At 64.8% G+C, this 18150-nt stretch carries 15 protein-coding genes; 7 read left to right on the forward strand and 8 right to left on the reverse strand.

The window, feature by feature from the left end; all coding sequences use genetic code 11:
• Positions 1–38 precede the first annotated feature (38 nt).
• From ACFFP0_RS05055 to ACFFP0_RS05065, 3 genes are read left to right on the forward strand one after another with little or no spacing between them, the layout of a single operon-like run.
• Entirely contained in the window at positions 39–860 is an 822-nt protein-coding gene (locus ACFFP0_RS05055; RefSeq protein WP_377257206.1) for a transketolase, read from the forward strand.
• Positions 860–1822, forward strand: a complete 963-nt coding sequence (locus ACFFP0_RS05060; protein WP_377257209.1) for a transketolase family protein — start codon at positions 860–862, stop codon at positions 1820–1822. Before ACFFP0_RS05055 ends, ACFFP0_RS05060 begins: the two co-directional genes overlap by 1 nt.
• Positions 1819–3303, forward strand: a complete 1485-nt coding sequence (locus tag ACFFP0_RS05065) for an FGGY-family carbohydrate kinase (protein ID WP_377257212.1) — start codon at positions 1819–1821, stop codon at positions 3301–3303. Before ACFFP0_RS05060 ends, ACFFP0_RS05065 begins: the two co-directional genes overlap by 4 nt.
• 69 nt (positions 3304–3372) lie before the next feature.
• Here the strand turns inward: ACFFP0_RS05065 and ACFFP0_RS05070 are convergent, their stop codons facing one another.
• The 8 genes from ACFFP0_RS05070 to ACFFP0_RS05105 all read right to left on the reverse strand — a co-directional run bounded on the left by ACFFP0_RS05070 (position 3373) and on the right by ACFFP0_RS05105 (position 13526).
• Positions 3373–4464: an LLM class flavin-dependent oxidoreductase gene (locus tag ACFFP0_RS05070; RefSeq protein ID WP_377257215.1), complete on the reverse strand. Its 1092-nt coding sequence runs from the start codon at positions 4462–4464 to the stop codon at positions 3373–3375.
• Positions 4461–6191 (reverse strand): dipeptide ABC transporter ATP-binding protein, encoded by a 1731-nt coding sequence (locus tag ACFFP0_RS05075; protein WP_377257218.1) that lies wholly within the window; start codon positions 6189–6191, stop codon positions 4461–4463. Before ACFFP0_RS05075 ends, ACFFP0_RS05070 begins: the two co-directional genes overlap by 4 nt.
• Positions 6170–7018 carry an ABC transporter permease gene (locus ACFFP0_RS05080; protein WP_377257221.1) on the reverse strand — a complete coding sequence of 283 codons (849 nt, stop codon included), beginning with the start codon at positions 7016–7018 and terminating at the stop codon, positions 6170–6172. The genes ACFFP0_RS05075 and ACFFP0_RS05080 overlap by 22 nt, the downstream gene beginning before the upstream one ends.
• Positions 7015–8025: an ABC transporter permease gene (locus ACFFP0_RS05085; protein WP_377257224.1), complete on the reverse strand. Its 1011-nt coding sequence runs from the start codon at positions 8023–8025 to the stop codon at positions 7015–7017. The genes ACFFP0_RS05080 and ACFFP0_RS05085 overlap by 4 nt, the downstream gene beginning before the upstream one ends.
• A 40-nt stretch (positions 8026–8065) precedes the next feature.
• On the reverse strand, positions 8066–9718 hold the full coding sequence (locus tag ACFFP0_RS05090) for an ABC transporter substrate-binding protein (RefSeq protein ID WP_377257227.1): 1653 nt from the start codon (positions 9716–9718) through the stop codon (positions 8066–8068).
• Entirely contained in the window at positions 9715–11001 is a 1287-nt protein-coding gene (locus tag ACFFP0_RS05095) for an acyl-CoA dehydrogenase family protein (protein WP_377257230.1), read from the reverse strand. The genes ACFFP0_RS05090 and ACFFP0_RS05095 overlap by 4 nt, the downstream gene beginning before the upstream one ends.
• A complete protein-coding gene (locus ACFFP0_RS05100) occupies positions 10994–12094 on the reverse strand; it encodes an LLM class flavin-dependent oxidoreductase (protein ID WP_377257233.1) in 1101 nt (366 codons plus the stop codon). Before ACFFP0_RS05100 ends, ACFFP0_RS05095 begins: the two co-directional genes overlap by 8 nt.
• Positions 12095–12374: 280 nt before the next feature.
• On the reverse strand, positions 12375–13526 hold the full coding sequence (locus tag ACFFP0_RS05105) for an ROK family transcriptional regulator (RefSeq protein WP_377257236.1): 1152 nt from the start codon (positions 13524–13526) through the stop codon (positions 12375–12377).
• Positions 13527–13618: 92 nt separating this feature from the next.
• Here ACFFP0_RS05105 and ACFFP0_RS05110 point away from each other — a divergent pair, with 92 nt between their 5' ends.
• From ACFFP0_RS05110 to ACFFP0_RS05125, 4 genes are all read left to right on the forward strand, one after another.
• Positions 13619–14992 carry an ABC transporter substrate-binding protein gene (locus ACFFP0_RS05110; RefSeq protein WP_377257239.1) on the forward strand — a complete coding sequence of 458 codons (1374 nt, stop codon included), beginning with the start codon at positions 13619–13621 and terminating at the stop codon, positions 14990–14992.
• Positions 14993–15059: 67 nt separating this feature from the next.
• Positions 15060–15971, forward strand: coding sequence for a carbohydrate ABC transporter permease (locus ACFFP0_RS05115; RefSeq protein WP_377257242.1), 912 nt, complete (start codon positions 15060–15062; stop codon positions 15969–15971).
• Positions 15971–17032, forward strand: coding sequence for a carbohydrate ABC transporter permease (locus ACFFP0_RS05120; protein WP_377257245.1), 1062 nt, complete (start codon positions 15971–15973; stop codon positions 17030–17032). Before ACFFP0_RS05115 ends, ACFFP0_RS05120 begins: the two co-directional genes overlap by 1 nt.
• Positions 17033–17036: 4 nt before the next feature.
• Positions 17037–18149: an ABC transporter ATP-binding protein gene (locus ACFFP0_RS05125; protein WP_377257248.1), complete on the forward strand. Its 1113-nt coding sequence runs from the start codon at positions 17037–17039 to the stop codon at positions 18147–18149.
• Position 18150: the final 1 nt, after the last annotated feature.

Consider the following 18150-nt stretch of genomic DNA (forward strand, 5'->3'; position numbering starts at 1 on the left):
AAGAAGGGGCCGGGACCGGTACTGAAAGGCTTATGCTTATGTTGAAGAACAACATCGCCGATACGATCCGGGAAAAGGCATTGTGGATGCGCCGTCGGGCCTTCACGATGGTTTTCGACGCCCAGCTCGGGCATCCGGGTGGAGACTTTTCGGCGATCGACATCGTCGCGACGCTGTACTTCGGCGTGATGCGCTACGATCCCACGAAGCCGGATCTGGCGGAGCGGGACCGTTTCATCATGTCGAAAGGCCATGCGACGGGTGCGCTCTACACGGCGCTTTGTGCCGCCGGCTACTATCCGGAGGACTGGCTGACGACCTACATGCAGCCGAATTCCAGGCTGAACGGACACCCGAACCGTAATTACCTGCCGGGTGTCGAAACCAATACCGGGCCGCTCGGTCACGGCATGCCCGTGGCCTTGGGCATCGCCATCGCCGGGCAGATCACCAGCAGCGACTACCGCACCTTCGTCCTGACGGGCGACGGTGAGCTGCAGGAGGGTTCGAACTGGGAAGCGGCCATGACGGCCGGCCACCGCAGGCTCGGCAATCTTACCCTGATCGTCGACCGCAACCGGCTGCAGCAGGGCATGGGAACGGAAGAAACCAACGGTCTCGACCCATTGGACGAAAAGTTCCGTGCTTTCGGCTGGGACGTGGAAATCGTCGACGGCCACGATATCCAGGCATTGCTGGATGTGCTGGCCGCGGCTCCCGGAGGACGGTCCAGGCCGCTCTGTATCATCGCCAACACCGTCAAGGGCAAGGGCGTGTCGTTCATGGAAAACAAGGCCTCCTGGCACCACGGCGTGCCGAATGCCGAGCAATTCGAGACTGCAATGAAGGAACTGGTGTAATGGCTGCGCCCGCTGCGAAACAGGAAGGCTATTTCGACTGCCGCGATGCCTGGGCCCAGACGCTGGAGAGCCTGGCGCAGCAGGACCCGCGCATCGTCGCCGTCGTCAACGATTCCGTCGGCTCCTCGAAGCTCGGCGGCTTTCAGAAGAAATTCCCCGAACGTCTCATCAATGTCGGCATTGCCGAGCAGAACATGGTCGGCGTGGGCGCCGGCCTTGCCAATGGCGGCCGCATCCCCTTCGTGTCGGCGGCGTCCTGCTTCCTGACGGGCCGCGCGCTGGAGCAGGTGAAGGCGGACATCGCCTATGCCAATTTCAACGTCAAGCTTGTCGGCCAGTCGTCCGGCGTGGCTTATGGAGAGCTTGGCCCGACCCATCACTCGATCGAGGACTTCGCCTGGCTGCGTCCGTTGAACAACATTGCCGTTGTCGTTCCCGCCGACGCCTGGGAAACGGCTGAAGCCGTGAAATGGGCCGCCGGTCACGAGGGGCCGGTCTTTATCCGGCTGAGCCGCATGCCCGTGCCGAACCTCGATGTGCCGGACCGCCAGTTCCAGCCTGGCAAGGCGGAACTGGTCCGCCAGGGGCGCGATGTCACCTTGATCGCCTGCGGCACGATGGTGCATCTGGCGGCCAAAGCGGCTCTTTCGCTCGAGGCGGAGGGCATTGCCGCCCGCGTATTGAACATGGCCACGATCAATCCGCTCGATGACGCGGCGGTGGCGGCCGCAGCGGGTGAAACGGGAGCGATCGTGACAATCGAGGAAGCCAACATACGCGGCGGTCTCGGCGGCGCGGTCGCGGAATATACGGCTGCCAACCTTCCGGTGCCCGTCGAGCGCATGGGCTTTCCGGGCTTCGTGCCGACAGGTTCGGTGGAGTGGCTTTTTGAACATTTCGGTCTTACCGCCCCCGGCATCGCCAGGGTGGCCCGCAAGGCGGTCGGGCGCAAACGCGCATGAGCGGCGGGCATGTCATCGCCGTCGACCAGGGGACGACCAACACCAAGGCCATTCTGGTCAACGCGGCCGGTGAAGTGGTCGCCAAAGCCTCGGCCCCGCTGAGGACGAGCTATCCCCGCCCGGGCTGGGCGGAACAATCCGCGGAAGATATCTGGTCCAGCGTCCAGGATGCGATTGCCGATATCGTCCGCAGCGGTACTTTCGATATCGCAGGGCTCGCCATCGCAAACCAGCGCGAGACGCTTGTGGTCTGGGACGCGAAGACGGGCAGCCCGATCGCGCCGGCGATCCTCTGGCAATGCCGGCGCACGGCGCGAGCCTGCGAAGCCATGATCGCGGAAGGGGCTGACCCCGTAGTGGTCGAGGCGACGGGCCTTTCCATAAACGCCTTGTTTCCCGCATCCAAACTGGCATGGGTCATGGAAAACGTGCCCGAGGCCCGTACACTCGTCGCGGCCGGCCGGCTGAAGGCCGGCACCGTGGATAGTTGGCTGCTCTACAAGCTGACGGGCGGACGGCAATTCGCGACGGATCATTCGAACGCATCCCGCACGCAGCTGTTCAATACGGGCCGGCTGCGGTGGGACGAAGATCTGTGCGACCTGTTCGGCGTGCCGTCTTCGGTCCTGCCCGAGGTCCGCCCGTCCGACAGCCGGTTCGGCGTGGTGGCGGAAGGCGCGACCGCGCTTGAAGGTGGCGTTCCCATCCTCGCCATGATGGGTGACAGCCATGCCGCGCTTTACGGACATGGCGTGCACGCACCGGGTCTGGTCAAGGCCACCTACGGCACGGGTTCGTCACTGATGACGCTGACGCCGGAGCGCGTCCTGTCGCGGAACGGCTTGTCCAGCACGATCGCCTGGAGCGAGCGCGGCGGTATTGCATACGCCCTGGAGGGCAACATCACGGTATCGGGCCAGGCCGCGGCCTTTGCCGCGGAGATGCTGGGCCTTGCGGATGCGAAGGCTCTCTCGGCGCTTGCGCAGACGGTTCCGGATGCGGCTGGCGTCACCTTCCTGCCCGCACTGGCCGGATTGGGCGCTCCGCACTGGAACGACAATGTCTCGGGAACTATTTCGGGGATGACGCTTGCGACGACGCGCGCCCATGTGGCCCGCGCGACGCTGGACGCCATCGCCCTTCAGGTGAGCGATGTATTCCTCGCCATGGAAAAGGACATCGATACGCGGTTGCATGGCCTGCTGGCGGACGGCGGCGCTTCCGGGAACGATTTCCTCATGCAATTGCAGGCAGATATCCTCGATCGTCCGGTCATGCGGAGCGGCGAGGCCGAGGTCGGAGCAATCGGCGTCGCCGCCATGGCGATGCAGGGCCTCGGAGGTTCGTCATCGGTTTCGGAGGGGCAGCGGAGCGTGTTCGAACCCCGAAAGGAAGCCGCCCGGTGGCGTTCCGACGCCATCAGGGACTGGCGATCGCTGCTGGCACGATTGACCTCGGATACCGCGCACCCGACGCGCTAGGAGCCGAATTCTCTCTGAAGGGAGGACGGCTGTCCTTCCTTATTCTGCCGCAAGCTCACTCCTGAGTGGTCACGAAGCAGGCGACCAGCCCAGATTCGGGGCCACCGTCTCCGCGAGGTCGGCCAGCAGCCGGACGTTCTCGGCAAGACCGAAGGCGGGCGGCAGGAAAAGCACGATCTCGTCCGCGGCGGCGAGGCCGGGATCTTTGAGAACCGCCTCCGTCACCTGGTCGGGCGTGCCCTGGAAAACCGGGGAAATCTGTACCCCTGGCGGCTGGTTAGCCGGCGCGGTTGGCTGGAGAGCGCCCTTGGGACGGGACGCAGCTATGCCCTGCGTGCGGCGCTCGAGGTCGTAGGTGGCGTATTTTTCCCGGAGTTCGGCCGTGGTGCCGACCAGGATCGAGGCGGCGACAGTGACCGGCGGCGGCTCCTTGCCCCACTTTCGGCGCCATGTGGTGCGGAAAGCCTCGATGCTGCGGGCCTGGTATTCGCCGAAGCTTTCGCCCTCGGCGTGGTCGTGCTGCACCGTCCCGGAAATGAGCCCGATTCCGAGTTCGGCGGCCTGCACCGCGGAGTCCAGGCTCGCCGAGCCCTGCCGAATCCGGGAGCGCAGGGTCGGGCTGTGCGGCGTCACGCGCAGCCCGGTGCCTACCGGGGCGCCTTGACCCGGCCCGTCGACGGTGTGGAGGACCTCGCCCGAGATCGCCGCGAGGAAACGTGCCTGGCGGCGCCTTGCTTCCGTCCGGGCATCTGTGTCGACCGCGCCGAAGACAGCGTCGAACGCCGCGTTGGCGCCGGTCGAGATGGCCAGTTCCAGCCGGCCGCCGATCAGCAGGTCGGTCGTTCCGGCCGCCTCGGCGAGCAGAATGGGGTCCTGATAGCGCATCGGGATGACCGCCGAGCCGAGCGTGATACGCGTCGTATGCTGACCGGTCGCGGCGAAGAACGGGATCGGTGAGGACAGATAATGATCGAAGTGGCGCTGGTAGGCCCAGCCGGACTGGTAGCCCAGCCGCTCGGCGGCCTTGAACAGCTCGATCCCGTCAAACAGCCCCCGCGCCGGTCCGGCGTCGTCGTTGAACGATACCCGGGTGTTGAAGCCGAGGCGTTGCTTGGGCCGGAACGGTGCCGGCAGGATGCTGGCGGGCGCGGCGATGGTCATGCGATCTCTTCCTCGTTGATGACCCGCCGGAGTTGCGGGCGTGGTGCGCGGGTGATGCCGGCGACGCCGGACGGAATCGACTCCAGCAGCGATGCGGTATAGGGCTGCCGCGGGTTGTCGAAGATGTCGGCGACAGTTCCATGTTCGACGATGCGCCCGCGCTGCATCACCGAGACCGTGTGGGCGAGCTGGCGCACCAGGGCCAGGTCGTGGGAGACGAACACATAGGTCAGGCCAAGGTTGGCCTGCAGCGAGAGCAGGACCCCGACGATGTCGGCCTGGACGCTCACGTCGAGCGCGGAGGTTGGCTCGTCGAGCACGATCACGTCAGGCTTCAGAACCAGCGACCGGGCGATCGCCACGCGCTGGCGCTGGCCGCCCGACAGGGCTCCGGGCTTGCGGGAGAGCAGGTGCTCGCCGAGCCCCACATTGGCGATCGCCTCGCGGACCCGCTCGGTCCGCTCCCTGGCTGTTCCGATCTCGAACCGGTCGAGCGGCTCGCGCACCAGCTGCCCGACCTTCCAGGTCGGATCGAGCGAGGTGAACGGGTTCTGGTAGACGAGCTGAAGGTGGCGGCGCACGGCGCGCAGCGACCCGTGCGAGCGCCCGGTGACCTGCTCGCCGGCGACCGAGATGCTTCCGGCGTCGGGTTCATCGAGCCCGAGCAGCAGCCGGATCGTCGTCGTCTTGCCCGAGCCCGACTCGCCGACCAGCGCATGCGTGGTGCCCGCCGGGACGGTGAACGACACGTCGTCGACCGCCGTCAGTGCCTTGCCATCGACCGTGAAGGTCTTGGTGACGGCGTCGACCTTGATTTTCGGCGCCCCGCCGGCGCCAGTCTCGATGCGGCGGAAGCCGGGGTCGCGCAGCTTTGCATAGCGGTCGGGGTTGAGGGCCGGAACGTCGGCGTGCAGCTTCTTCGCGTATGCCGATGCCGGCGAGGAGAAGACAGCCGCGGTGCCGCCGGCTTCCTGGACGACGCCATCCTTCAGCACCACCAGCGAATCCGCCCGTTCGGCGGCGATCGCGAGATCGTGGGTGATGAGCAGCAGGCCGATATCCAGCTCTTGCTGCAACCGCGAGAGAAGGTCCAGGATACGTTTCTGGATCGTCACGTCGAGCGCCGATGTCGGCTCGTCCGCGACCAGCAATGCTGGCCGCGGCAGGACGGCAAGGCCGATCAGCACGCGCTGCAGCATGCCGCCGGAGAGCTGGTGCGGATAGGAGTCATAGACCCGCTGGGGATTGTCGAGCCCAACCTGGGCGAATGTCTCCAGGATCAGCCCCTTGCGGGCCGCCTTGTCGGGCTCGTCCAGGAGAGCGGCCGCCTCCATCGCCTGGGCGCCGATCGTCCGCACCGGGTTCAGCGCATTGCCCGGGTCCTGCGGGACGAAGCCGATGGCCCGTCCCCGCAGCGGCCGGAAGCGGCGCTCGGAGAGCCCCAGCACCTCCTGGCCATCGAATTCGACGTGGCCGGTGGCGCGTCCTTCATTGGGGAGCAGCCGCAGCACCGCGCGGGCGATGGTCGATTTGCCCGAGCCGGATTCCCCGATGAGGGCGAGGCTCCTGCCACGGCCTAGCTCGAACCGGACATCTCTGACGACCTCATGCGGCCCGTAGGAAACCGACAGGCGGTCGACCTGGAGCAGGGGGGCGGACCGATATGGCATCGGCCCGCTGGTCGTGGCGCGGGGGAGGGGCGCGGTCAGTCTGTCTTGCGGAGCCATCGGCTGATCCTGTTCACGGAGAGGACGGTCGCGATCGTGACGAAGGCGGGCGCGTATACCAGCCAAGGCCATTTGAGGTAGTCCTTGCCGATCGCGATCAGCAGGCCCCAGTCGGAGGCCGGCGGCGGGTCGCCGTACCCGAGGAAGGCAAGACTGGCGATCACCAGGATCGACAGGCCAAACTGCAGCACCGCAAGCGTGAGCACCGAGCGCGATGCGTTCGGCAGGACGTGGCGCAGCAGGATGTGCCAGCGCGAGCCACCCAGCAGGAACGACGCCTCGACGAAGATCGCAGCCCGTGTCTTGATGACCTCCGAGCGCATCACCCGGGCGAAGACGGCCACCGCCGAGACGCCGGTCGCGATGGCGGCATTGGTGGTGTCGAAGCCGAGCGCGGTGACAACGATGACGGCCAGCAGGAAGCTTGGGATCGCCAGCAGGACGTCGACCAGGCGGGCGAACACGATATCGACCCAGCCGCCGAGGAAGCCGGCCAGCAGGCCGATGAGACCGCCGGCGGCGACGCCGATGACGACCGCGATGAGCGCGCTCGTCACCGAGGAGGCCGTGCCGTAGACGACGCGGGTATAGAGGTCGCGGCCCAGATGGTCGGTGCCGAACCAGTGCCCGATGCCGGGGCCGAGCAGCTTGTCGGCGGGAACGCCGTTGACCGGGTCCTGGCTGGTGAACAGACCCGGCGCGAGCGACCAGGCGATCACGAGCGCGATCACCGCGAACGAGAGGGCCACGGTCGGCGGCACCCGGAGGGTTGAGAGCCGGCCGGCCGACGCGCCGCGCCGGGCGGGGGAGGTCGAGACGAGCGTCATGAGGTCACCGCCCGGGAAATCCCGGCAGAGCTTTCATCGGCGCTGGTCGGACGCTGCCTGGGAGCGCCGAGGAGCTTCACGCGCGGGTCGAGCAGCGGATAGACGAGGTCGGCGATCAGGTTGACGAGCACGAAAACCACCGCCGCCAGCGAGACGACCGCCTGCAGGACGGGCAGATCCTGGGTGCTCACCGAGCGCTGTACCAGGCTGCCGACGCCGGTGCGTCCGAAGACTGTCTCGGTGATCAGCGAGCCGCCGAGCAGTTCGCCGACGGTGAGTGCGATGACGGTGATCACCGGGAGCGAGGACGGCTTGAGCAGATGGCTGGTGAAGAGGCGCATCTGGCCGAGGCCGCGGCCGCGCGCGACGGCGGCATATTCCTGCCTGGACTCGTGGTCGAGGTTCGCGATGAGAACCTCGGCGATCTGTGCGGAGACGGGGATGCCGAGCGCGATCGCCGCGAAAAGGGTCGCCCAGAAACTGTCGGGCTCGATCACGCGGAAGAGGCCGATCTGGAAGCCGAAGACGTGGATCAGCACCAGGCCGATCACGAAATTGGGCACCGACAGGAACAACGACGGGAAGCCCCGCAGCAGGCCCTGGCCGAACCGCCTTGGCAGGAACTGGGTGCCATAGGCGATCGCGACCGCCAGCAGCAGCGCGACGACGAGGCCCGTGAACGCGAGGACCAGCGTCGAGGGGAGCACCTCGGCGATCAGGGTCACCACGGGCCGGTTGGACCGCATCGACAGGCCCAGGTCGCCGGTCAGGAAGCTGGACAGGGATTCCCACAGCTGGATGAGAACCGGCCTGTCGAGCCCCTGGGCGGCGATGATCTCCCTGATTTCGTCCTCCGAGAACCCGTTCTGGGGATTGCGCAGGACGTTGGTGACCGGGTCGCCCGGCAGGATGCTGACGACCACGAAAGTGAAGACATAGGCCAGCAGGATGACGACAGCGGCCTGGAAGAGGCGTTTTGTTGCGTAGGCTAGGTAGGCGTTCCTCATGCCGGTCACCTCCTTCACGTAACTCGGTTGCGGCTACGGGTTATTCGCTTTTCGTGGCCGTGTAGTAGCTGGCGTAGGCGACGCCGTTGTACACTTCGCCCTTGAGCTTCGGAGACTGCACGTAGATGCGCTGGACGATCTGCGTGCGCGGGATGAAGTAGCCCTGCCCGAGGACATATTTCTGCAGTTCGTCGAGGAGCGGATCGCGAATGTCGGCGGAGCCAGCGCTGGCGATCTTGTCTCGCAGTTCGTTGAGCTTGTGGTCGCTCTCGCCCAGCGCGAACCAGTTCTCGCCGTTGTTGGCGTTGGTGAGGATGCTGGCCACGGTCCCGGCGTCGATGAAGCTGCGCGTCACCTCGTAGGCCGGTACGGCGGGGCCGCCATACTTGACCTTCTCGCCGTAAGTCACGACGTCGTAGGCGCGGATGGAGACCTTCCAGCCGATCTTGCCGAGCTGCTGGGCGATCAGTTCGTCGACCGACTTCGAGGTCGCGAGATAGGGGTTGGAGTGGAGCGTCAGCGTCAGCGGCTTGCCGTCCTTGGTGCGGATGCCGTCGGCGCCCTTGGTCCAGCCCGCCTCATCGAGGAGCTTTTCGGCCTTGGCGGGATTGTAGGCCAGCAGGTCGCTGTGGTCGGTCGCGCCGGGTACGTTGCTCTGGATGAAGGAGGTCGCCAGCTTCCAGTCCGGCGTATAGACGGTGTCGATGATCTCCTGGCGGTTGATGCCGTCCTGGAGCGCCTGGCGGACCTTCACGTCGTCGTAGGGCGCGAGCTTGGTGTTGACCGCCCAGCCGTTCACGAAACCGAGATAGCGCGGCGTCGCGACGGTGAAGCCTTCCTCCTTGAGGGACTTCAATTCCTGCGGCGAGGCGTTGTAGGCAATATCGGCCTGGCCGGACTGGACGGCGGAGACCCGCAGCGACGGTTCGGACACCAGCTTGTAGGTGATGGTATCGAGGAAGGCCGGGCCGGTGTGCCCGACCGCCGCGGGACCCCAGTTGTAGTCCTTGCGCTTGGTGAGCTTGACGAAGTCGCCCTCCTTCCAGGAATCCACCACATAGGGGCCGCTGCCGGAGGTCTTGCTCAAGTTGGCCTGCTGGGTGGCCGGCTGCGCGATGGTCCTGGGGGAGATCAGGATCGAGCCGTGATAACCGAGGGTCGGGATGAAGCCGAGCGTCGGCGCCTTGAAGAAGACCTTCACCGTGGCCGCATTGACCGCGCTGGCGTGGTCGTAGGTCTTCGGGAAGAGGCCGATCGGATTGATGCCCTCGTTCTTGCGGCCGGCGTACCAGATGTCGAGGTTGGCGACGACCGCCGAGGCGTCGAGCGGGGTGCCGTCGGAGAAGGTCACGCCGCTCTTGAGGTGGAGGGTGAACTCGGTGGCGTTGTCGTTCTGCTCCCAGCGTTCGGCGATCCAGGGACTGACCTTGCCGTCGGCATCGACATAGACGAGCTTGTCGGCGACGTGGCCCCAGATATGGCCCTGGAAACTGGAGATCGCGCTGTTGTTCGGAATCCAGGTGTCGCCGAGCGAGTCGATGAGAAAGGTGATGTCACCGCCGTCGTGCGGGCTGTCTGCACCCTGGGCCGGAGCGAGATCCGCCATCGCCACCAGGGCGGCGGTCGCCAGCGCGGCGGTGGTGATCAGCAGGCGGCACCGGGAAGGAGAAAACGGAAAAAGGCGTTCGGTCATGAAGAGATCCTGATGGTTCGGGTTGCGCCTTGTCGTGGCGGTGGCGAGGACTGCTGCCGGTCCGCGCGGGCATTTTCATCCGGAACAGCGGCGAGGCGTGCCCGCCCGCTCTCCTCCGCCTTGGCGGGCGTCCCGCTCCGGCCAGAAAATGCGGCCCGGCCGAGAAGCGAAATCACCGTGTCCTCCTGCGGGGCATGGACGAGGACCGACTGGATGTCGCGGAAATGCCGCTCCAGGCTGCCATTGCCGCTCAGTCCCGGATTGCCGAGCGCGGTGACGGCGACCTGCACCGCCTGCCGCAATTGCCGACCGGCCAGGAGGCGGGCGCGCAACAATTTCTCCGGTTCCTCTGCGGCATGGTCGACCGCATCGAGGATGAGCTGGCGTGCGCCGCCGACCAGCAGGTCGATCTCGCCCGCAAGCGTGATGAAACGCTCCGTCCGGGAAATCGGGAAACCGAGATTGGCGGGAACGCGGCTTTCGGCAAAGGCAAGGAAAGCTTCCTGCGCCGCCTCGGCGACGCCGAGATAGATGGCCGTGAGGACGAGCGTGCTCTGGGCGTGGGCGCGATTGTCCTGCTCGGCGATGTCCGCGCCTGTCAGGGCGATCACGTCGTCGCTGCCGACCTCCACCTCGTCGAATTCGACGTCGTGGGACACGGTCGCCCGCATGCCGAGGCTTTTCCAGTTCTCGATGATGCGGATGCCCGGCGCGCCGGCTGGGACGACGAACGTGCCGACCCGCTGCGGTGTCTCGTCCGTGCTTGCCCAGACGAGGAAATAGGAGAGCCCCTCGGAACCGGTGACGAAACGCTTCGTGCCGCTGATCGACCAGCCGCCGGCGGTGCGGCGCGCCCGCGTCTTCGGCAGGCCGCCCCGTGCCGGCGAGCCGAGTTCCGGCTCCACCCGCGCGGCGTTGAGCAGGAGCGGCGCCTCCCGGGATTGGGCCAGCAGGCGTCGATAAAGCTCTTCCGGCCAGATGCCGCGCTGGGCCTGATGCCGGTGGGTAAAGAGCGTCATCAGGCTGATGAGCGCGACCGACGGATCGCCGCGGCCGAGCGCCGCGATGATACGGGCCAGTTCCCCGAGGGCGATGTCACGACCGCCATATCGGGTCGCCACCGTCAATTCGAGCAGTCCGGCATCGTGGACCGCCTTGATGCCTTCCCGGGGAAAGGCGCCGGCGGCATCCGCGACGGGCGCCGCCGCGGCAAGCTTTTCAACCACGCCGGCAAGGTCGATGCCCGCGACGTGCAATCCGGCCCGGCTGCGGCGCTCAGGCATAGGCGCGCTCTTTGACGGCGCGGCGGTCAAGCTCCGCCCGGACGAGCGGCAGCACGTAACGGCCGTAGTCGATGGCGTCGTTGAGATTGTCGTAGCCACGGATCGAGATCAGGTCCGCGCCGAGATCGACATAGTCGAGGATGGAATCCGCGATCGTCTGCGGCGAACCGACAAGTGCGGTGGAAGCGCCGCGCGCGTTGGTGGCCGTCACCGTGGGATACCACAGCGCCCGGTCCTGCACCTCGCCGCGTTCGGCGATCGCGAGCAGGCGCTGTGAGCCGACATTCTGCGGGGCGCCATCGGAAAGCGGCCGTGTCGGCGAGCCCTTGGCATAATTCGCCTTGAGCTTTTCCAGCACCCGATGCGCCTTTGCCCAGGCGAGGTCGTCGGTTTCCGCAATGATCGGCCGGAAGGTCACCCAGATGCGCGGGCGATCCTTGCGCCCGGCCTTTGCCGCCGCCTCGTAGATACGGTCGATCTGCTCTTTCGTCTCCTTGAGCGGCTCGCCCCAGAGGCCGAAGATGTCGGCGAGCGAACCGCCCACCCGGTAGGCGTCGTCGGACGAGCCGCCGAGCGAAACCGGAATGGTTCCGTTCACCGGCAGGACCGCGTTGCTGAAGCCCTTGAACTGGTAGTATTTTCCGTCGAAATCGAAAGGTTCGGACGATTGCCAGGCACGCCGCAGGATGCGGATATATTCCTCGGTACGCTCGTAGCGCTCTTCCTTGGTGAGGAAATCCCCCTCGCGCGCCTGCTCGACGGGATCGCCCCCGGCGATGAAGTGAACCACGACGCGACCGCCGCTCAGCTGGTCCAGCGTGGCCAGGGCCTTGGCCGCAACGGTCGGATACACGGTGTTCGGACGAAGCGCGATTATGGGGCTGATGGATTTCGTGTGAGCGATGACGGTCGCCCCCAGCGTGAAGGGATCGAAGGAGGAGGAATGATAGGGCAGCAGCGTGTAGTTGAATCCGGCCTCGTCCAGGGTCCGCGAATAACGCGTGAAATAGGCGGGATCGACCGGCGCGCCGGGCTTCGGGGCGAGATCGGTCGAGTCGTTCGCATAGCTGGCGCTGATGAATTCTACGGTCATGATGCGGTCCTGCGCTGTTTCAAGGAGATCACGACGGATAGCTTAGGCAGGCCGACCGGGAGAGAAAGACCAGTTATTCTTTTTCTACTAGAATTATAGATTATTTTATCCGGTTTCCGCACCCGGACGGATGGGCGTTTCGGGCTTGCCGCAAATTGCCGATGTCAGGCGCTCGGGCAGGATCGTGTCGCCGAATTCCCGACGAGGCCGGCCTCGCCGCCGGCGATCGCCAAGATGGAATGTCGACGCCTCGGCTATAGGCTGCCGGTCCCGAGCGGTGTCATGTGTTCCTGGCCGGTCCATCTCCCAGGCCATGGAGGATCATCGCCGCGGCGCCGAAGGCGACGGAGTCCGTTGCGTTGACATCGGGCAGCAAGATGCCGGGCTGCACGACGCGGGCTCCGTCGAACGGATCGGAGCTGGAGAAATCGAGCCATTTCACCATGCGTTCGCGAACGCTCTGCGGAAGCGTTCCACCGAGATAGATCACGGCAGGCGCCAGGACGGCGCTGACGATGAAAGCAAGCCGGGCAAGCTCCGGCCCGGCGCGGTCGAGCCATGCGTCGAGGACGGCGGAATGATCGCGGAGATAGGTGTCCCAGTCTTCGGGCGCCCGTCCGGCCGGAATGTTGCCCGCGCGATCTGCACACCATTTCGCCAGATCGTCGAAGGAAGGCCGCGGCGTGCCTCTGGGACGCAGGGCGCCGATCTCGCCGGCATTGCCCAGATTGCCGCGATACAGCCTGTTTTCGATGATGACCGCGCCGCCTATGCCTTCGGAAAGATAGAGATATGCAAAATTCTCATGCCTTGCGCTGTTTCCGACGGTCAGTTCGCCCATCGCCGCAGCGTTGGCATCGTTTTCGATGACGACCGGGCATCCCAGCGCGTCCTGCAGGGAGGCCGTCAAATCCGATCCGGCCCAGGAAATGACCTCTTCCGCGAGGTCAAGCGGCAAGGCTTCCCGGCTGAAACGGGTAGGCATCGCGACACCCGCGCCGATCAGCATGGTCTTGTTCAGCGCCGCGGCCGCGAGCAATTCCTCGACGCCGACCCGGATCGCGGCCCGGGCATCGGAAAAGGCGCCGTATGTGCCTCTCAACTGCCGCTCTCCAACCAGTTCGCCGCTGAAATCGAGCAAGGTCAGCGTAACGGAATAGCGGTTCGCATGAATGCCAAGCGCATATCCGATCGATTTCTGCAATGTCAGATCGATATGCGGAGCGCCGCGTACGCCCTGTCGTCTCGCGCCCTCGGTGATCACGCCGCGCTCCAGAAGATCCCGCGTCATCATGCTGACGGCGGCGGGCGTGATTCCGCAAAGCTCAGCGATTTCCGCCCGCGAGGCCGATCCTTTTCGCCGGAGATAACGGAGCATGGCAGCCTGGGTGCTGCCTATGCCTTGAAGCGCGCCGTCTCTTATCGATGTCAAACCGCATCCTCCGCATTATTCAGCCGGATGTCACATTCCTGTTAATTAAGCAACTTAATTAATTAAATAGTCCCAACCAGAACGGATTGCCCATGAACAAGCCTCTCGCTTTTCTCGCCACGGTCGCCGTGTCTGCCCTGCTTTCGGGCGCGGCGCATGCCGAAGACATCAAGATCAAGCTATGGACGCTGGCCGATCGCAGCGCCCCGGCGCGCGTCACGAACATCGAAGCCGCCGCGAATGTCATGAACGCCCAGTTCAAGGCCACCGGCGTCGACAAGCGTATCGTCATCGAAGCCAACAGCAGCACCAAGCAGGGCTGGGACGATCTGGCGCTCGACACGCTGAAGGCGTTCTCGGTCGGGCAGGGGCCGGATATTTACGTGCTGCCGCATGAGTGGATCGGCAAGTTCGCTCAGGACGGCTACGCCATGGCGATGGACGACAGGATCGCATCGGCTCCATGGGTCTACGGCGATATCCTGCCGGTTCTGTGGAATTCGGCGAAAGCCACCGACGGCAAGATCTACGGCATTCCGCAGGACGCCGAAATCCGCATGTTCTTCTACAACAAGGATATGCTGCGCAAAATCGGCAAGGACGAAGCCTTTATCGAGGGGCTTCCGGCCAAGGTCGAAGCCGGCGAATTCACGCTGGATGACCTGACTGCGCTGTCGAAGGAGGTCGTCAAGGCAGGGGGAGCGCAGTACGGCATGCTGCATCGCCCGAATGTCGGCATCGATTACCTGATGGTTTTCCAGTCCTACGGCGTCAAGTTCATGGATGAAAAGACCGGCAAGCTGGTGTTCCCGAAGGCGGAGATGGAAAAGGCGCTTGGCTGGTACGAGCGTAACGCCAGGGAAGGCGTCACCCCCGTGGACAACACGGCGATGAGCTGGGACGCCATCCAGGGTGCGTTCAAGCAGGAAAAAGCTTTTGTCTTCCACCAGGGCGTCTGGGCTGTCGCCTGGCAGGTCGGCGAAAAGAACGGTGCGACCTGGCCCGCCGACAGGGAAGGCTATTTCCGGAAGATCGGCTGGATACCGGCTCCTGCGGCGGAAAAGGGCGGCAAACCTGCCAACCTCTCGCATCCGCTGCTTTATACGATCAATCCGAAGAGCAAGAATGCCGACATCGCCGCTGATCTCGTCGCCGTCGCCACGCTGCCGTATTTCAACAACGAGCACGCGGTAAGCTCTTATCACACGGCGATCAGCAATGCCCAGACGGCCATGCCGAGATACAAGGACAACTGGGTCCTCTCCGCGGCGTCGCCGATGATGGCGCATGCCCGGTTCGTGCCGAACCATACCCAGTTCGGCAGCTACAACAAGGTCCTGTTCAGCGGCCTGCAGGCCGTGGAGACCGGCAAGATGACGGCCGCTCAGGCCGTGGATTTCATCGCCGACGAACTCGAGCTTCAGTTCGGTTCCGACGTCGAAATCCGCGAAGCCGTCGGCAACTGAGACCACACACGCATCGTGTCGCCCGGCCCTCAGCCGGGCGGTATCGTCTTTTCACCGGTATCCCGCTATGTCCCAATTCCAGCTTCGAACGCACCGGCCGGCCCGGCCGATGCTCTATCTTGCGCCGGCGATTGCGCTGCTGACGGCTTTCTTTCTCGCGCCGATCGTCGTCAACACGGTCATCGCATTTACCGACATGGGGGCCAATCTCAGGGTCGGCGAAATCACGGTCGAGAATTTCCGGCGCATCTTCCAACGCGACGGTCGGTTGCCGATGGTGCTGCTAACGACGCTGGTCTATGTCACGGCGACGCTGTTCATCTTCAATGTCGGGCTCGGCGCCCTGCTCGCGGTGGCTTCCACCGCCATCCCCGAGCGGCTCGGCAACTTCTTCCGTGGCCTGTGGCTGTTGCCGCGCATGAGCCCGGCGGTGCTGTACGGCATCCTCTGGATATGGATTGCCGAACCGACGCCTTCCGGCCTTCTCAACCAAGTCGGGGGCGCATTCGGCCTGCCGGCGGTCAACCTGCGAAACGATTTTCCCCTGTTCCTGGTGATGCTCGCCAATGGCATCGTCGGAGCCTCGTTCGCCATGGTCATCCTGACCTCGTCGATCCGTTCCATTCCCTCGCACCTTGCCAACGCCGCGCGGGTGGACGGGGCAAGCGAATGGGGCGTGCTTCGTCATGCGGTCGTGCCGGCGCTTTCCTCTCCGGTCCGGTTCATCACGCTGTATCAGGCGCTGTCGCTGATGACGACCTACGAATACATATTGCTGATTACGGGCGGCGGACCTGTCTATGATTCAACGCCTTATGCGCTCTACATCTATCGCCGCGCCTTCGAGAACGGCGCCTATGCCTATGGAGCGGCGCTTGCGCTCGGCCTGATGGTGATCGGCGTCGCAGTCACCTTCTTCCAGTGGCGCGTCAGCAACATGCGCTCCACCTTCGCTCCTCCGAAAATCGAGGTGCTGTGATGACCGTCATCCATCCCGTTTCGGCCGCCCCCGACTGGTTGCGCCTTCAGCGGCGCGGCGTCCTCAACCGGGTCGGCTTCCTCTCCACGATTGTCTTATTCCTGACTGTCGTTTCGGTGCCCATCCTGCTGCCATACCTCTGGCTGCTGATGAAGTCGCTGACGACGAGCGATGAGAACCTCGGCAGGCTGGTCCTGTGGCGCAGCGGTGCGATTGCCGCCCTCGCTTATTTTGCAGCCGTCGCGATAGCGTTTTCGGCGAACCGCGTGCTTAATCCCGCCCTGCTCTGGATGGCGCTGGGGGCCGTGATCGCCCTGCTGTCATTCGTCTTCGTGATGCCGCACCTGACGCTCGAAAACTACCGTTTCCTCTGGAACAGGGACATCGCCGGGACCGGCACGTCCCGGATGGACCTGATGCCGTCGATATGGACATCGATGGGCAGCTCGCTGCTCTTCGCCGTTTCGCAGACGGTCATCGTCACCGCCGTCGCCACGCCGGCCGCCTATGCGCTTTCGCGCTTTTCCTTCGTCGGCCGCGAGAACTTCCTGCGTGGCCTGCTTCTGCTGCATGCGTTTCCGGCCCTGGCGCTGACTGTCGCGATTTTCGTGCAGCTCCACTACATGGGCCTGCTCAACAGTCTTTTCGGCGTCGTGCTGGTCATGAGCGCGCTGGAACTGCCTTTCGCGATCTTCGTCCTCAAGGGCTTTTTCGACAACGTGCCCTGGGACATTGAGATGAGCGCCGTGACGGACGGCGCCACACGCTCCCAGGCGTTCAGAATGGTGGTTCTGCCGCAGGTGAGAAGCGGCCTCATCGCGGTTGCGACATTCACCTTCCTGCGGGGCTGGGAGGAATACGTTTTCGTCCAGACCTTGCTCATCGACAAGAGCCGGATGACGATGAGCCTCTATCTCTTCTTCGTCGCACAGGACAACATGGGCGCCGACTACGGCATGATCGCCGCCGTCGGCATCGTCTATCTGCTGCCCGTGCTCATCCTCTACATCTTCACGCAGAAGTACATCACCCAGATGAGCTTCGGCGGGATCAAAGGATAACCCAATGGCCAAGATCAGCCTCGACAACGTCACCAAGAGCTGGGGCGAAACCCAGGTTCTGCGGCCGATGAACTTGACCATAGAGGATGGCGAGTTCGTCGCGATCCTCGGTCCGTCCGGTTGCGGGAAATCGACCACGCTCTTCCTTCTCGCCGGGCTGTATGCGCCGACCAGCGGACAGATCGCGTTCGACGGACACAACGTCAATCGCATCGATGCCCGGGATCGAAATGTCGGCATCGTTTTCCAGTCCTACGCCCTTTATCCCAACCTGAACGTTCGCCAGAACATAGCCTTCCCGCTGCGCTTCAAGAACATGCAGCGTGACGAGGTTGCGCGTCGCGTCGAGGCGGCGGCCGGCCTCGTGCAGATTGGCGCACTTCTCGGCCGGCGTCCGTCACAATTGTCCGGCGGCCAGCAGCAGCGCGTCGCGCTTGCCCGCGCCCTGGTCAAGGAGCCGAATATCCTGCTGCTCGACGAGCCTCTCTCCAATCTCGATGCGACCTTGCGCATCGCAATGCGCGCCGAGCTGAAAAGCATACAAAAGCGTCTTGGCATCACGACGCTGATCGTCACCCACGACCAGATCGAGGCGATCACCATGGCAGACCGGATCATCTGCATGAACAATGGCGCGATCGCGCAGATCGGCACGCCGGACGATCTCTATCGCCGCCCGAACGACCTGTTCGTGGCCGGGTTCATCGGCACGCCGCCGATGAACCTTCTGAAAGGCCGGACAAACGGGCGGCAATTGCGGGTCGGCGGAGCTTCGTTCGAACTGACCTCGGCATGCGACGGCGAGGTCACGTTCGGGCTTCGACCCGAAGATATCGCGCTTGTGCCGCCTGGCGAAGCGCGGTTGCAGGGAGAGGTGACCGTGGTCGAACCCATGGGCCGGGAAGTCTTCTACACGCTCGACACGCCGGCCGGCACCATCCACGCCCTGGAGCACGGAGAGGCTGTCCGGCATGCTCCCGGCAGCACCGTTGGGCTGGCCTGCCGGCCGGATCTGACGCTTGTCTTCGACGCCTCCGGCAAACGCATCGCCGGCCTCAATTCCGATCTCTCATGCCATTCCCGCGCTCCGGCCAACCAGCTCGAGCCCATGTACTGAC

The sequence above is a fragment of the Neorhizobium puerariae genome, from assembly GCF_042429745.1.
Lineage (GTDB): Bacteria > Pseudomonadota > Alphaproteobacteria > Rhizobiales > Rhizobiaceae > Neorhizobium > Neorhizobium puerariae.

Excerpts from the sequence above, each read along its gene's own strand:
- ACFFP0_RS05055 (WP_377257206.1), top strand. The coding sequence starts at position 39 with ATGTTGAAGAACAACATCGCCGATACGATCCGGGAAAAGGCATTGTGG.
- ACFFP0_RS05060 (WP_377257209.1), top strand. The coding sequence starts at position 860 with ATGGCTGCGCCCGCTGCGAAACAGGAAGGCTATTTCGACTGCCGCGAT.
- ACFFP0_RS05065 (WP_377257212.1), top strand. The coding sequence starts at position 1,819 with ATGAGCGGCGGGCATGTCATCGCCGTCGACCAGGGGACGACCAACACC.
- ACFFP0_RS05070 (WP_377257215.1), bottom strand. The coding sequence starts at position 4,464 with ATGACCATCGCCGCGCCCGCCAGCATCCTGCCGGCACCGTTCCGGCCC.
- ACFFP0_RS05075 (WP_377257218.1), bottom strand. The coding sequence starts at position 6,191 with ATGGCTCCGCAAGACAGACTGACCGCGCCCCTCCCCCGCGCCACGACC.
- ACFFP0_RS05080 (WP_377257221.1), bottom strand. The coding sequence starts at position 7,018 with ATGACGCTCGTCTCGACCTCCCCCGCCCGGCGCGGCGCGTCGGCCGGC.
- ACFFP0_RS05085 (WP_377257224.1), bottom strand. The coding sequence starts at position 8,025 with ATGAGGAACGCCTACCTAGCCTACGCAACAAAACGCCTCTTCCAGGCC.
- ACFFP0_RS05090 (WP_377257227.1), bottom strand. The coding sequence starts at position 9,718 with ATGACCGAACGCCTTTTTCCGTTTTCTCCTTCCCGGTGCCGCCTGCTG.
- ACFFP0_RS05095 (WP_377257230.1), bottom strand. The coding sequence starts at position 11,001 with ATGCCTGAGCGCCGCAGCCGGGCCGGATTGCACGTCGCGGGCATCGAC.
- ACFFP0_RS05100 (WP_377257233.1), bottom strand. The coding sequence starts at position 12,094 with ATGACCGTAGAATTCATCAGCGCCAGCTATGCGAACGACTCGACCGAT.
- ACFFP0_RS05110 (WP_377257239.1), top strand. The coding sequence starts at position 13,619 with ATGAACAAGCCTCTCGCTTTTCTCGCCACGGTCGCCGTGTCTGCCCTG.
- ACFFP0_RS05115 (WP_377257242.1), top strand. The coding sequence starts at position 15,060 with ATGTCCCAATTCCAGCTTCGAACGCACCGGCCGGCCCGGCCGATGCTC.
- ACFFP0_RS05120 (WP_377257245.1), top strand. The coding sequence starts at position 15,971 with ATGACCGTCATCCATCCCGTTTCGGCCGCCCCCGACTGGTTGCGCCTT.
- ACFFP0_RS05125 (WP_377257248.1), top strand. The coding sequence starts at position 17,037 with ATGGCCAAGATCAGCCTCGACAACGTCACCAAGAGCTGGGGCGAAACC.